The 15,575-nt window shown below is 37.5% G+C and carries 13 protein-coding genes; 6 read left to right on the top strand and 7 right to left on the bottom strand.

Annotation, left to right across the window (positions count from 1 at the left end):
* Positions 1–168: 168 nt before the first annotated feature.
* Positions 169–828: an NAD-dependent epimerase/dehydratase family protein gene (locus tag AB7942_RS16670; protein ID WP_369447728.1), complete on the bottom strand. Its 660-nt coding sequence runs from the start codon at positions 826–828 to the stop codon at positions 169–171.
* Positions 829–1,111: 283 nt separating this feature from the next.
* Here AB7942_RS16670 and AB7942_RS16665 point away from each other — a divergent pair, with 283 nt between their 5' ends.
* Complete coding sequence (locus AB7942_RS16665; protein WP_369447727.1) at positions 1,112–1,822, top strand: DUF421 domain-containing protein; 711 nt, start codon at positions 1,112–1,114, stop codon at positions 1,820–1,822.
* Between the two features lie 225 nt (positions 1,823–2,047).
* Here AB7942_RS16665 and AB7942_RS16660 read toward each other — a convergent pair whose 3' ends face one another.
* On the bottom strand, positions 2,048–4,081 hold the full coding sequence (locus AB7942_RS16660; RefSeq protein ID WP_369447726.1) for a Na+/H+ antiporter: 2,034 nt from the start codon (positions 4,079–4,081) through the stop codon (positions 2,048–2,050).
* Positions 4,082–4,201: 120 nt separating this feature from the next.
* Positions 4,202–5,284 carry a branched-chain amino acid aminotransferase gene (locus AB7942_RS16655; RefSeq protein ID WP_369447725.1) on the bottom strand — a complete coding sequence of 361 codons (1,083 nt, stop codon included), beginning with the start codon at positions 5,282–5,284 and terminating at the stop codon, positions 4,202–4,204.
* 364 nt (positions 5,285–5,648) lie between these two features.
* Between AB7942_RS16655 and AB7942_RS16650 the strand changes: the two genes are divergently transcribed.
* The 4 genes from AB7942_RS16650 to AB7942_RS16635 all read left to right on the top strand — a co-directional run bounded on the left by AB7942_RS16650 (position 5,649) and on the right by AB7942_RS16635 (position 8,568).
* On the top strand, positions 5,649–6,128 hold the full coding sequence (locus AB7942_RS16650) for an SRPBCC family protein (protein ID WP_369447724.1): 480 nt from the start codon (positions 5,649–5,651) through the stop codon (positions 6,126–6,128).
* 170 nt (positions 6,129–6,298) lie between these two features.
* Positions 6,299–6,685 carry a hypothetical protein gene (locus AB7942_RS16645; protein ID WP_369447723.1) on the top strand — a complete coding sequence of 129 codons (387 nt, stop codon included), beginning with the start codon at positions 6,299–6,301 and terminating at the stop codon, positions 6,683–6,685.
* A 208-nt stretch (positions 6,686–6,893) separates the two neighbouring features.
* The gene (locus AB7942_RS16640) at positions 6,894–7,253 is read left to right on the top strand and encodes a P-II family nitrogen regulator (RefSeq protein WP_335399683.1); all 360 of its coding nucleotides are present in this window, start codon (positions 6,894–6,896) and stop codon (positions 7,251–7,253) included.
* 4 nt (positions 7,254–7,257) lie between these two features.
* Complete coding sequence (locus AB7942_RS16635; protein WP_369447722.1) at positions 7,258–8,568, top strand: ammonium transporter; 1,311 nt, start codon at positions 7,258–7,260, stop codon at positions 8,566–8,568.
* Between the two features lie 163 nt (positions 8,569–8,731).
* On the opposite strand, the gene AB7942_RS16630 is transcribed toward AB7942_RS16635, so the two are convergent.
* The 4 genes from AB7942_RS16630 to AB7942_RS16615 all read right to left on the bottom strand — a co-directional run bounded on the left by AB7942_RS16630 (position 8,732) and on the right by AB7942_RS16615 (position 13,991).
* Positions 8,732–9,724, bottom strand: a complete 993-nt coding sequence (locus AB7942_RS16630) for a metal-dependent hydrolase (RefSeq protein ID WP_369447721.1) — start codon at positions 9,722–9,724, stop codon at positions 8,732–8,734.
* 51 nt (positions 9,725–9,775) lie between these two features.
* Positions 9,776–10,918, bottom strand: a complete 1,143-nt coding sequence (locus AB7942_RS16625; RefSeq protein ID WP_369447720.1) for a glycosyltransferase family 4 protein — start codon at positions 10,916–10,918, stop codon at positions 9,776–9,778.
* Positions 10,919–11,215: 297 nt separating this feature from the next.
* Complete coding sequence (locus AB7942_RS16620) at positions 11,216–12,826, bottom strand: ATP-binding protein (RefSeq protein ID WP_369447719.1); 1,611 nt, start codon at positions 12,824–12,826, stop codon at positions 11,216–11,218.
* A gap of 382 nt (positions 12,827–13,208) precedes the next feature.
* A complete protein-coding gene (locus AB7942_RS16615; RefSeq protein WP_369447718.1) occupies positions 13,209–13,991 on the bottom strand; it encodes a GNAT family N-acetyltransferase in 783 nt (260 codons plus the stop codon).
* Between the two features lie 707 nt (positions 13,992–14,698).
* Here AB7942_RS16615 and AB7942_RS16610 point away from each other — a divergent pair.
* On the top strand, positions 14,699–15,571 hold the full coding sequence (locus AB7942_RS16610; RefSeq protein WP_369447717.1) for an alpha/beta hydrolase: 873 nt from the start codon (positions 14,699–14,701) through the stop codon (positions 15,569–15,571).
* The last annotated feature ends 4 nt before the right edge of the window (positions 15,572–15,575 follow it).

Below are 15,575 nucleotides of genomic sequence, written 5' to 3'. Positions count from 1 at the left end.
ATATGGACCCCTCCATCATGATTACAAGTAATTTTCTCAACCAATGAATAAAGAATCTGCGGCGTTAATTCTATTGGAGTTAATACATCTTTGGCAAGAAGCTGATGAGACTACTAAAAATGCGGCACTCTTTTCTTACCAATGTTAAAACGAAAACAAACTGTTATTTCAAATGTTATTAATATCACTGCTCTCCATTATTGATTTCGGATATCCAAGTCTGGCAACCTTTATCATGGCACGTCCCAGCTGTTCAGACGTTGTTATAGAATTCGGAAAGAGTTTTTTCAAGAGAGGATAAATTGGCCTCGTTACATCATAAACCAACTGATAGATTTTCGTTTTCGATTTAACTCCATGTAATGGAATGATTCCACCTGGGCGGAACATATATGCCGCTTTGAATGGCAATCGAAGCAAATCATTCTCCGTTTTACCTTTGACTCTCGCCCACATGGTGCGCCCCTTTTCCGTACTATCAGTACCTGCTCCGGTAACATAGATGAAGGTCATATTTGGATACAATTTTGATAATGTCTGAGCGACAGATAAGGTGATATAATAGGTAATATTTCGATAACTCTCTTCTGTCATGCCCACGGACGAGACACCTAGACAGAAAAAACAAGCATCATAGCCAGAAAGAGTATTTTCAATTTCTGTTAAATCTAAGAAATTTGTATGTTTAACTTCACGTAACTTTTTTTGGTTTTGTCCAGTATTACTACGGCCTACCGAAAGCACACTTTGAACATTGGAATCTAGCAAACACTCTCGCAGCACGCCTTGCCCAACCATACCTGTAGCCCCGAAAAGAATGACCTTCATATCTCAATGCCTCCAATTTTCCATTATTATCAATTAGCTGGTTTTTACTATGTTCGTAAGGCTTTTTATTATTTTGATTTTATCAACATTATCGATCGATGTTAAACGAGGAGACCTGGTGCACCTGATTTTAAGAGGATGTTACTAGGAGAATCAGTGATAAAAGTAAAAATAACGAATTAATTGCGGTTCTATAAATAATCATTCACTCTAAAAAAGAATTTTCTAAAGCTAACAAGTAAAAGATAAAAATAATAAAAACAGGTTTGAAAGGGGTGTGAATATGCCTGAGCATTATGAAGTAATTCTTAGGTCAATCACTTCCTTCGGTCTTTTACTAATCGGTGCGCGGATATTAGGCAAACAAACTATCTCTAAAATGACCATATTTGATTTTATTGCTTCCATTACAATGGGAGCAATTGCAGCAAACTTAGCCTTTAATACTTCTATAAAATTTCATCTTACTCTACTTTCATTTAGCATATTTGTTGCTGTGGTATTCTTGACTGCGGTTATTTCACTTAAAAGTAAACGAGGTAGAAAATTTTTTGCAGGAGATCCAACCATCGTTTTACAAAATGGAAAAATATTAGAAAATAACATGAGGATGATGCGCTATACTTTAGATTATTTAAACCAACAATTAAGAGAAAAAGATATATTTAATATTGAAGAGGTTCTATATGCAATTATAGAGACAAATGGAACATTAACCGTATTAAAGAAACCACAATATAGGTACGTTACAAGACAAGATTTAATGATTCCGGAATTGCAAGAACAAAGGCTAGCTATTGAACTAATAATGGATGGAGAAGTGATAGAGCAAAATCTAAAACAAAATAATCTTTCACATAAATGGTTGCAATTAGAATTAGATAAACGTAAATTAAGCAAAAAAGAGGTAGTTTATGCTGTTCTGGCTGCTAATGGTAATATTTATGTTGATACATACAAGGACCATATTATTTCACCCATTGATAAAGAATAGGCACCAAGCCAGTTTACTTGTTATTTCACAAAATATACTTATCCACACAAAGAAGTGACAGGCACCACAAAAGGACATTTGTCCATACGTGGTGCCTGTCACTTTTTTACCTTAGGTGTTGTTTTCCTCACGAAGAAGTCATAATTAGAGAGAGATACCAAAAAAAGGAAATGTGATAGATTGGAGAATAGTGACTGAAACTGTTCGCATTCTTCCCGGTATCGACTAATGAGAATGTAAACTACTTTCTTCCATCCAATAAGCTTCCCTTATATTGATCTGCTTACGAATTTTCCGGGTGACATCAATAGTGATTTCACCCTCTTCGTACAAGTTCTGTATTTCATCACGTTCTGCTTGAAAGGCTTTCACTCGTAATTCTCTTTGTAATTGTGTGTATTGAGTAGAATCTGCGCCTTTTTTGGCTAGTTTTAATTTCATGATTAATTCGCTATATTCTCCGATAATGACTAAATAAATATTGGCATTTTCAGATGTCATTTGATTCTTCAAATACTGAATAGCTGTTTTCGCCATGTTTACTTTTAGTCGGATGATCTTTTTTATTTGTGCTTGGCGATGTGTAAGCCGTTCTTTGTTATTTGGCAGAAAAAGATGAACAACCTGGTACAAACTTCTTTTAACCAAGGTCCAAATAAATAATCTACGGTAGTGGATTCGGTTTGTAACCGCGAGCCTCATCCGATGGATATGTTCTTCAGACATATAAGTCATTTCACGGTCAATTTGTCCCTCTTTTTTCAATTTTTCGATGTAGTTGGCTTCGGCATCAAGGGCCTTCATCCGAATTTCATTTTCTATTAATTTCAGTCGCTCGGAGTTTTCATCACTTACATTAGTAAGTCGATTCCGAATTTGAGTGTATGCTGAAATAACGGAGACAGCTGCTCCACGATTTTCATCATTCATCAATTCCCGAATCGAACGAATCGCGGAGTCAATTGTCCGGAGCATAGCAACCTGTTCCATTTCCTCCTTAAGTTTATCCGTATTTCCTTTATCCGGCTTGGCGAGAATCGGCAAGAAAATGCTCGCTGCTACTAGTGTTACAAGTATCACCCCAGCAGCAATAAAGATGAATAACGAGCGCTGAGGAAAGGGACTTCCATCCGCCAGTACATAGGGAATCGTAAATGCACCGGCTAGTGTAACAGCCCCTCGTACACCAGAAATCGTAATGATGCCAATCGCTCTCATCGAAGGCATTTGGATTTGCTTTTTCAGCCAGCCCCAATGCCAGGCAGCCCCGATCCACAAGAAGCGAAGGACGAAAAGTGAAGTAGAAATGATGAAAATATACTTACTCACTTCCCAATTATTAAACAATGGGTCTTGAAAAATTTCACTAATGACACTTGGTATTTGTAAGCCCAGCAGCACAAATACCAATCCGTTTAGAATATAGATAAGTACGGTCCAGGTACTTTGGGAAACCACTTGCAATTGCATTGCAGGGGATTGGTCACGATCGCGATAGATGGTATGAACAATGCCTGCGGCTACGACAGATAAAATGCCAGATAGATGGAAATGCTCAACAAGGTAAAAAATCACAAAAGGGGTGAGGAGTTGGATGAGCATGTGAATCGTTACATCCTCCATCCCCAGCCGTCGAATAAAAATTTTCAATTGGATAATAAGGACGGCAAGAATGGCACCACCTGCTAAACCTCCAATGGAAATAACTAAAAAGCTCCAGCTTGCCTCAGTTAATGAAAAAACGCCCGTCACAGTGGCGGCTACGGCAAATTTAAACGCTACTAAACCGGAGGCATCATTCATGAGTCCTTCTCCTTCAAGGACATGCATAATTGTTTGCGGTATCTTTACCCTGCTTGAAATGGCACTCACGGCAACGACATCAGTAGGAGAAAGGATGGCCGCTAACGCAAAAGCAGCAGGCAATGGAATCGACGGGATGAGCCAATAGATTAAGTATCCAATTGCGAATACGGTGACAAACACAAGCCCAAGAGCTAGCAATAGTATTGGTTTTCGTAATTTCCATAATGCGTGTCGTGAAACATTTTTTCCATCATGAAAAAGTAGGGGAGCGATAAATAAAACGAAGAACAATTCCGGCTCCATTGGGATATGAATTCCTATTGGAAGTGCTGCAAGTAAAACCCCTAGTGCAATTTGAACCAACGGCACTGGTATGTATGGCATAAAATGATGGATGAAACTAGACAAGCCGATAACAGCGAGTAATAAAAGTGTAAGTAGAAAAAATTCCATTTCATGTCTCCTCTCCTAAGTATTTTGTGTAACAAAGATACTTTTCAACACTTTAAAGAGAGTAATTCCACTTTTTCAAAAAAAATAAGCGAACAGTGAATGGCACTGTCCGCCAAATTTTTAAACTTCCACCTGGGCAACTTTCACTGTCCAGTTAAATGGATCTTCTTTTTTTCCTAGTTGGATTCCGGTCATTTCATCATAGAGGCGCTGAGAGAGTTCACCGATTTGATGGTCATTTATTGTAATCGCTCGGTCATTCCAAGTTAATTCGCCAACAGGGGAAATAACAGCAGCTGTTCCTGCACCAAAAACTTCTTCAAGTTCGCCGCGCGCATGTGCTGCAAAAACCTCTTCAATTGAAATTTTCTCTTCGCGTACAGGAATATTCCAATATTTTAGTAATTCAATAACCGAGTCACGGGTAACACCTGGTAAAATGCTTCCGTTTAATCTTGGTGTTACCACTTCGCCATTGATCTTGAAGAAGATATTCATGCTGCCAACTTCTTCGACATATTTCTTCTCTTTTGCATCAAGCCAGAGGATTTGAGCAAATCCATTTTCATCGGCTTTTTCCTGTGCTTTCAGACTAGCCGCATAATTTCCAGCAGTCTTCACATGGCCCACTCCGCCAATAACCGCCCGAACATACTGTTCTTCCACATAAATCTTCACAGGACTTAATTGGTCACCATAATATGCACCCGATGGAGAGAGAATGACTAGCAATTTATATTGTTTCGCGGGACGAACACCAAGATAAGGTTCGGTTGAGAAAATAAACGGACGAATGTATAGAGAAGTCCCTTCTCCATCAGGAATCCAATCCTTTTCTGTTAAAATCAATTGTTTAATGGCATTTAATAGGAAATCCTCATCAATTTGGGGAATGCACAGTCTTTCGCATGAATCATTCAATCGCCTCATGTTTTTTTCAGGGCGGAAGAGCTGGATCGTTCCATCTGCTGCCTTATAGGCTTTCATCCCCTCAAAGATTGCTTGTCCATAGTGAAAAACCATCGCAGAAGGATCGAGTGTTAATGGCTCGTATGGAGTTATTCTCGGGTCATACCATCCGATTTCATGTTGATAATCCATAACAAACATATAATCGCTAAAAAACTTACCAAAACCAAGTGAAGCAAAATCAGGCTTTTCTTTTAAAACGTCTCTTTGAACAAATCCAATTTCTTGTTTCATGGTTACACCTCTAGTCGATTCTCTACTTTACATTGTTGAAAAGTAGGCTATTTTGAACTTTTGAAAGCAAAGTTTTCCAAATGGGGAAGCCGAATTGAAATTAACTGTATTATCTAACTATACCACTTAAGTAGTACAAACTTCCATCCTCTAAGATTAAGATGAACAAAATCTTGGGTAATGGAACCTATTTTAAATGGGCACGACTAAAGGAAAAATGATTGTGGTAATATTTAACTAAATGTAAACTGGAGGAGAATTAACTACCCCCTACCGAGAGATGGAATTACTTGCTTGGTACGTTGCTCAAAAAAAAGAAGAAAAAAATAGATCCTAAAAGTTGAAGGTTACGGAGGTCAAACATGTGGTTGATGTTTTTACAGAAATAATTATCGAACGCCCAGTTGTGCAGGTCTCAAAATATGCAGCCAATCCTGACAACGCCCCAGAATGGTATGTAAATATTCAATCAGCCGAATGGCAAACCGAAAAACCATTAACCTTGGGTTCAAGAGTGGCCTTTAAAGCACAATTCCTCGGGAGAGAACTTGCCTATATCTATGAAATTACAGAGTTTATTCCAGAAAAAAAGCTGGTTATGAAGACCGCACAGGGACCTTTTCCAATGGAAACGACCTATACTTGGGAAGCGTTAGAAGGCAATCAAACACGAATGACCTTAAGGAACAAAGGAAATCCAAGCGGTTTTTCAAAAGTATTTGCACCGTTTATGGCTCCAATGATGAAGCGAGCAAACATGAAAGATTTAAAAAATATTAAGGATATTCTTGAGTCTTATAATAGTGTGTTAACAGAAGCTAAAAAAGAAAAACGCAAACAATAATTTAATATATAAAAGAGGAGTGAAGCGATCAAGCATCACTCCCTTTATCGTTTTCGCTGGTTTCTTAAGTAGTTTTGGTCTAGACTATTCTTGCTTGCTCCAATATTTATTGAAACTTAATCGGCCTTTTTTTCGTATACATAGAACAAAGCTTAAAAGGAGATGTTGTAATGTTTCTAGCTGAACTTCAGCCAGAGGAGAGGAAGGCGTTTCTTGAACTTGCTGCTCTGATTGCCAAAATTGATGGAAAAGTATCTATATTCGAGAATTCCGTACTTATCAGGTACCAAAAGGAAATGGGACTTGAGGATTATAAAATAAAGGGTCTCGAAATTGGGGGAATCCTTAAAGTATTTAAGAATGAACGCTCAAAAAACATCGTCTTAACCGAACTCCTTCAACTCATCTATTCAGATGGAGTTTTTCATGATCAAGAAAGCGAAACCATCCAATTCATAAAGTCGTACTTCGGCTTTGATTCAAGTGAATATGGAAGTTTCAAGGATTGGATTGTTAAGATAAAGGAATTAACGGTGACTAAGGGGACGTTGAAATAAAAAAACGTACTATTCCTCAGACAAATTAAAAATTATTAGTATAGAAAAAGAAGGATGCCGGTAGTGTAACCGCATCCTTCTTTTTTTTATAAATCTGAATCTTTTTAGAATTTTCCGATTTCCATAAATTAATATTGACGGGGATTACCATGATGTTATATATTTTAACATATTAATGTTAGGAAATATGACACGAGGGGCTGTTTCTTTGAAAAAGATTGAGGCAATCATTCGACCGGAGAGGCTCACAGATACGATTAAGGGTTTGAAAAAAGTTGGAATTACGGGTTTTACTGTTTCACAGGTGGTTGGAAGAGGGAAACAAAAAGATACGCAAGGTGTGTATCGCGGAAAAAATTATCAAGTGACACTCCATCCAAAAGTGAAAATGGAAATTGTTCTTTCGGACTATTTGGTAGAGTCTACGATCCAGACCATCGTTCATGCTGCTCAGACCGGTGAAGATGGGGACGGTAAAATATATATTTATCCAATTCTAGAAGCTTATAATATTCGGACCGGGACAATTGACTATGATATTGATGATCTAGCGAATGGTAAGGGGTGATCTTATGGAGCTAATGTACATAAATACCGTATGGGTTGTCCTTGCTGCAGCTATGGTTTTGTTTATGGAAGGCGGATTTAGTTTACTGGAAGCTGGATTTGTCCGAACGAAAAATGCGGTTAATGTTACAATGAAAATTTTTGTTGACTTAACAATTGGGGCTCTGGCATTTTGGATCATCGGATTTGGGGTAATGTTTGGAAAAGATGCATTTGGGTTCATTGGGACCAGCCTTTTTGGAAGTCCTGATAAAATTGTACTTTCTATTGAATTGCCAAGTGTTGCTTTTGTTCTTTTTCAAATGGGGTTTGCTGTGGCGTGTGTCTCAATTATTTCGGGTGCAGTAGCAGAACGGATGAATTTTAAAGCCTATGTAGTCACTGCTGCGCTCATTTGTATGATTATCTATCCTCTTTCTGGACATTGGATTTGGAACAGCGAGGGATGGCTGGCGAAGTTAGGAATGGAGGATTTTTCGGGTTCAGCGGCTATTCATGCACTCGGTGGGTTTACTGCTTTGGCTATGGCAAAGCTACTGGGACCGAGAAAAGGAAGGTTTAATTCGGATGGCAGCGTTAATGTGTTTGCCCCAAGTAACATTCCGCTAGCTTCAGCAGGAGCATTTATTTTGTGGTTCGGATGGTTTGCATTTAATGCAGGAAGTACATTAGATGCCTCTAGCTCAGCCTTAGCGCCAATTGCTATTAATACAATGTTAGCTGGAGCAAGCGGTGGGTCGGCAGCTCTCTTTTTGACGATGCGAAAGTTCGGAAAAGCCGATCCAAGTATGACAATAAATGGTGTTTTAGCTGGTTTGGTAGCAATAACGGCAGGATGTGCTTATGTTTCTGAATGGAGCGCAATCCTGATTGGAGCTTTAAGTGGCTTGCTCGTTATTTATGCTACTCTGTTAGTCGATTATTTAAAGGTGGATGATCCTGTAGGCGCTGTGGCTGTTCATGGATTCGGCGGAGTGTTTGGTACGATTGCTGTTGGATTGTTTGATCGGTCCCAAGGCTTTTTAACGACTGGTGATTTCTCGCTTCTAAAGGTGCAACTACTGGGTGCGGTGGTGGTCATTGTCTGGGGGTTAATTGCTGGAACTTTTATTGCGAAGGTATGCACAAAGACAGTGGGTTTCCGAGCAACAGAACGGGAAGAGGACGAGGGCTTAGATATGTCTTATCACGGTATTCCTGCTTACAATGAATTAGAGCGTTTTACCGATATCCCAACTAGCCTATTTAATTTTGAAGAGACAACAGGGATCACCGTTGCTTCTCCTACCATTAGGAAAGAGAAGGAAGTAATGTAGTTAGCTTGGAATCCCTTCACGGAGGGATTCCTTATTTTATGCAAACGTTATTGATTCGTTGACCTCCGAATCGTTCAGGTAAGATGCAGCTAAGAAATAAATGCGTCCCCCTATATTAAAAGATGACCGCGGTATTTGAACCGTGGTCATTTTTTAAAAACTTTTATTTGATTGATGACGAGGAATTCGTTAAGCTACGAAGCACTTTTTTGTATTGTTTTAAAGAGCTTACCTTGCCTATATAGCTATTCTTTCTTTTGAAATCAGAGGAAATAAACAGGATGGCAAGGGATGGGAAGAATTTTTTGGTACGAAAACGAAGGTCCTTCCAATAAACAAAGTAGCCGTTTTTTCTAACAGCAACAAAAGGATAAGCGAACGATGTACTGGCAAGAAAGTCTGACACGGACTCGTCATTTGTACTCTCAGAAACCAATACTGGAAAGTCAATATTTTTGGCAAGAGTATGTTCTATGTCGAGTGTATTATCTGAATAAACTCCAAATAAAAAGTCCTCCCTCGTCTCGATAAAAATATCCCATTTAAATAGGGTGATGCGCGGGATTAGTTTTATACGGTCAGCTCTAATAAAATGTTGCTGTAGGTGCCTTTTGGTTAATAATGCTGACAGAGTTCGAACAGCAAGGTATAAAAATATGAATACATAAATGATTAAAAAGATAATCCCTGCCTGGTAGAAAAAGAGTAATCCAAACCCTAGAAAATGGAGGGTTAAAATGTAAGGGTCCAATAATGGGATAGCGTCAAAGGCAATCCATTTTTGGGAAAAAGGCAGCAGGATTTGCGTTCCATGGACATTGAATAAATCAAAAAAGACATGAAGAATTACTGCTAAGAACGTCCATAAAAAGAGAGGAAGAAATTCTGAAACGGGGAAGAGTGGGTAAAGTAAGCCTGAAACCAGTAATCCCCATAAAGGAAGAGCTGGAAGGGAATGTGACAGGCCTCTGTGATTCCTGAAATAGCTACCTTTTCCTTTTAATCTGTAAATGATATCAAAATCAGGAGCATTTGAACCTATTACCACCCCTAACATGACCGCCTGTGATAGGGTCTGATTAGATGATACGACAGGGTCGATTTGAGCAAGAGCACCAATGCCAAACCCTATAACAATATGCGAAAAAGTATCCACTCTATCACTCCTCTACTTTATTAATATATTGGAGAAAAATCGTACAACAAATCAGGCATATTTTTGTATCTTTGGTTCATCGATAACGGCTCGATAATGCCAAAGTAAATTGGAAAAGATTTTATCCCAGCTTTGTGTTAGCGCATAATTTCTCCCTTCTATCCCCAATTGCTTTCTCAGGCCATCATTTTCTAATAACTTCAAGATGGCGTTCGTAAACTCAATTACATTGCCGGCTTCACACAAATAACCTGTTACTCCTGCCTTAATAATATTTTTTACGCCTCCGGAATTGGCGGTAATTGCGGGTGTACCACTTGCAAGTGCTTCAATCACAACATTTCCAAACGTTTCAGTAGGAGAGGGAAAAACGAATAAGTCTGATGCAGAGTAGATTTCCGCTAATTGTTCTCCAGTTAAGTATCCTGTTAATGTCATGTTCGCAGGCGCTTCTATTTGAAGTTCTTCCCTTTCGGGACCGTCTCCGATAACAAACCATTGAACTTCCTCATTGATCTCAGCCGGCAGTGCTTTTGCTACAGCTAAGAGTGTCTTTACATCTTTTTCTGGGGCTAACCTGCCTACATAGGTTAAGAGGTACTTTTTTGAAATCCCCCATTGCTCACGAATAGCTTGTTTTTCGTAATGAGGGTGAAAAAGCTGACAGTCAACTCCACCGGGCCAAACTTCTAAATTAACAAATCCCTGGCATTTGAGTTGAGTTAACGTTTCATTAGAAGGGACAAATAATTTTTTAAAGGGTTTATGAAACCAAGTCATATATTTCCAAAGGATTTTTGAAAAAAATCTAAGATCATAAAATTTCAAATAATGGTCAAAATCAGTGTGATAGGAGCCGACAAGTGGAATAGTTAGTTTTTTTGCAAGATAGACACCACAAAGTCCCATGTTAAATGGTGTAGCGACATGAATGATATCCGGGGAGAATTCTTCTAATTCTGATTTAATACGAGAAAGATTGGGAAAAGCCAAGCGACACTCAGGATATAAGAAAAAAGAGAGACTTTTAATGCGGCGAACGTTTGAAGAAACATATTCGTTTGAAAGAGAATCAGGTGCAAAGACTTTGTAAGAGATGTTTTTATTATCCAAGTAGTGAATGAAATATTTAAGCGTCCGAGCAACTCCATTGATATCCGGGTCATAGGTATCAGTGAAAATGGCGATCCTCATAACCTTTCCTCTCTGACCAATATTGAACTACCGTTTTGGGGATACTTTAGATACTTAAACGTCATTCTCATCTACTCCCTCCAAATTATTAGCTCCCCTTTATTGTATTAAATAAAGGAAACCAATCTTCTTAAGATTCTGTTAATAAAATGTAAAGATTCTGTATAGTAAAAAAAAGCAAGTGATCATTAAGAATTTTTAGAGTTTTTGTAAAACTATTGTATAACCTGATTAGTTCTCCCTTTTATATATCCAAAAAGTTAAGGCCCCCTATTTTAGGGGGCCGCATCTATTTTCTTAGTTGTAAACGGGAATTTCTATAATAAATTCTGTGCCATTTTCATTACTGCTGGCATGCATCGTCCCTCTATGATTTTCCACAATCTTTCGAGATACCGATAATCCTAAACCAGTTCCAGTATCTTTGGTAGAAAAGAATGGGTCAAAAATATGTGTTAGGATAGAAGCGTCGATTCCTTTTCCATTATCACTAAAAATAAATTGAACATGCGTGTTAATTAACCTTGTGAAAATGGTGATTTTTAAAGGAGAATCCTTTTTAGCTTGAAGCGAATTTTGAAATAGATTGATAAAAACCTGCAATAACTCCCCGCGATTACATAGGATCGACAGATATTTAGTGGTTGGAAGAATCTCTACATTTAAATCGACATTGTAAAGTAATGATTCACTTTTTAGAAATTCCCACAGGTAATCAATTAAAAACTTGTGGACTTGGATAACTTCTAACTCTTTATCTGAAGGTTTAGTGATCCTTAAAAAATCAGAAATAATTTTATTTGCACGATCAATTTCTGGTATTAACAAACCAGAAAAGATGTGGGCTATATTATCATCAATATCACTGCCAAGAAATTGTAAATAACCCCTTACGGTTGTTAATGGATTTCTAATTTCATGGGCGATTCCGGCTGCTATTTGACCGGCAAGTGCTTGTTTTTCAGCCTCTTTAATTTTTTCATCAAGTAGATACCTGTCGGTTATATCCCTGAATTGACCAAATGCGCCAACCACCTTTTCCCCTTCATAGATTGGCTGTGCATCAAATAGACAGACAACTAAGTCGCCGTTTTTAATTTTTATTTTGAGTTCCACATTTTCCTTTTTTTCTTCATACTGGATAACCCGTTTGAAATAATCCCCAGTCAAAATAGAATTATAGATGGACTTCCCAATAACAGAACCTCTACTTTTATTGAATATTTGCTGAGCAAAATCATTAAACTCCACTGTAATTCCTTTTTCATCCGTAATGATAATTCCATTTTTTGTTCTGCTTAACATGATTTGATTCAAAATATTAAGTTTCCTATTTTGTTTTCTTAGTAGCAGCTCTCTTTCAATAGAATCTACCAACTGGGATAACATTGTTAATAATAAAGGATTGTGAAACTGGATTGGCATCATGATCGAAACACTGCCAAGTAAATTATCTTCATCCGTGTAATGGAACGGTGCCCCATAACAAGCAATTTCATAAAGGAACTTATGATAATGGTCCTTGCCTATTAATTGTACAGGGCGTCCTTCTTGTAATGCTAAGCTAATAACATTTGTCCCCGTATCTTCTTGTGTAAAAAGACTACCTAATTTAATACCCAATTTTTCAATCGTAGATTTGATTGTTTCGTCACCAGCCATATCTAACAAGTATCCTTTAGAGTCAGAGACACTGATCAATATAGGCGTTTCTATTAAGGAATCCAAGAGTTTATTTGAGAAATAACTGACAACAGACAAAATCTCGCTGTATGCGTTTCTTTTCAAATCTAGTTCTTGTTTTGTCATAAACCTCTTTGGACTAGCTATCTCATTTGGATCCATGCCACTTTCTTTACACACTTTCTTTGATTGAGTTATATAAAATGGTTCTCTTTCACTCATCATTTTGCCACCTCAAGGTTTGTGGAAATAATACATTAGTATGTTAATAATAATTTAGATAATGTTCTTTAGGCTAGAACAATAATCCTATAATAAGTAATAATTAAGAAATTTGACGAGAATGTGACTAGCGAACAAAGAATAAAGCATAAAGCATCACTTTTGGGATATTGTATGATCGTTTCAATAAAAAGGAGGAAAGTACAAAAGTAGACAAAGATTAAAGGGAGGAAATAAGACTTAATGAAGTAATCGAAGTTGTTATCCTAATTTATTCTACCTTAGATACTTATAACGCTTGTCTTCAATGCGAAAAGTGACTAGCACTGTTCGCATTGGTGTCAGGCACTTTCTGCATTCTTTTGAAGAAAATTGAAGTGGACCATCAGCGATGCATGGTCCACATTCCTATATTTTTAAAGCCAAGGCGCTTATAAATTCGTCCAGCTTCAGGGTTATCATAAAAAAGACAGAGAGTTTTCCCTTCGTTTAGGACATCCTGAAAAAGATTTTGCATGATGGAAGTTGCCAGGCCTTTACTGCGATATTCCTTCCTTGTGCAAACCCCAACAATCATCGCTGATATAGAATTTTCCGCTGCGGTTGAAACGCAAGAAGTAATGATACCATTTTCCTCAGTAAAATAGGTTCTAGATGTATTGGATTCCATTGACTGTATTAATACGTCCCTGGCATCACCACTGACATGAAATTCCTCAATGGTTTGGCGGAGTTGTAAAATTTGATCTACATCTTCCAGACTAGCCTTTTTATATACGACATCATCTGGAGACAGGAATTCATCCGTGTTACATTCAGCAAAGTAAGTAACTTGCTTTTTACCAAGATGCAGGTCATCATAAGCTTCGAATTTTGCTACAATATCGGATTTACCGGATAGAAGAATGGGCTGTCTGTAGTGTTTCATAACCGATACAAAACCGCTTGTATCGAATTCTCCCTTTGCATAAGGAATAAAGGATTGATGAAACCTTAGGAGAACGGCTTTAATCGTGTTGTGTTCATCAAATTCTGCCCAAATTTCCTGAGACTCCGAAGTGTATCCAAAGGCCTCTATATCCCCTATGATAAATAGATTAATAGAAGGTTCCTCACTTAAAAAAGCGAATACCTGATCATGATCTTGGTCTGTAAGCTTTCTAATCATATTGAATTCCCCCTTACTCTTCAAAAGGGTAAACAAATAGTTGGAAAATTTCAAGTGTTTATCCAAAATTATACTAAGGGTAGCATCGAGAGTAATTAGAAAAAGGTTCCAATGGAAAACAAAAGGGAAGATATCGATGTTATATAACAAAGGGTACTGTCGAAATAACAGTATCCCTTGTTTATATCTCTCGTTAACTGGAGTAAATCTTTTTAGAGGTTGCATACTTGCCTTAACTAGAGTGCTTCGCTACAAGTTTCTTCTTTTTCCAAGGCTTAAATACTGAGATGCAGAAAATGAAAATCGTTATGGCTACTTGAATAATAATTGCATATTGCCGTATGCTTTGGTTTTGGATAAATTCTGGATTAACTAATGCCCTAGCTTTTTCGGTCTCCAAGATTGCCAGATGTAATTTACTCTAAGTCTTAGGTTCTATTTCTCATTATGGTGCACCTTTATAATTTCCATATTATTACTTTGTAGGAAACTCTAATAACTTTATTGTTTACCAATACCAAAAATATAGGGTGTTAATTAGGCATGTTGTACAATTCAAAATGCGCAAAATATGTCGTAAATTAGAGTAGGGAATATCTCGTTCAAGTTAATAGTTTACCCTTTGGGTTTTGTTAGACTGAAAACAATAACTTTATCTACGAACTAACAATTCCAATTTAATTTCATGAAGGACGTGCAGAGTACAAATGAAGAAAACAGTTATTTATAAGAATAATGATTGTTTTTCCATAAAGGCTGATTTTTATGGAAATAGCAATCATAATGCACCTGTTATAGTTTATATTCATGGTGGTGGGCTTGTTTGGGGAACAAGAGAAGAAATAAGTGAAGAGATGATAAAACTCTATAATGATAATGGATTTGCAGTGTTTTCAATTGACTATAGGCTAGCACCCGAGACAAAATTGCCAGAGATCCTAGAGGATGTTCAAGACGCACTTCAGTGGTTAAAATCAGAAGGGCCACAGGAATTTTCCATTGATCCAAAAAGAATAGCTGTTGTAGGTAGTTCTGCAGGTGGTTTTTTGGCGCTTTGTACGGGTTCATTTACTCATAAGCCACGTGCAATTATCTCTTTTTATGGATATGGAGATATCATTGGTAAATGGGCAACAAATCCAAGCAGTTTCTATTTACAAAAGGACAATGTCCCTAAAGAACTTGCTAGAAGGCTTATCTCCAACCAAGTGATTACAGAGGCATCGATTGATCAGCGGTTTCTCTATTATGTTTATGCTAGACAGCAAGGGGTATGGATCCAAGAGATTACGGGGATAAATCCAATAATGCATAAGGATGCACTCTTAAAGTTTTGCCCAAAGCAAAATATCACTAGCGATTATCCACCAACCTTACTGTTACACGGGACAAAGGATGAGGATGTTCCCTATGAACAATCAGTATTTATGAGAGGTGCATTGATAAAAGAAAAGGTTGAAACCAGGTTAATCACAATTCCAAATGGAGAGCATGTGTTTGATAAGGATTTTGATAATCCAGTTATCCAAAGTGCATTTAAACAAGTGATTGAATTCCTTCAATATCATTTAACGGAATAAGGGC

The sequence above is a fragment of the Neobacillus sp. BF23-41 genome (assembly GCF_041106275.1).
This window is presented reverse-complemented; position numbering and strand designations above follow the sequence as displayed.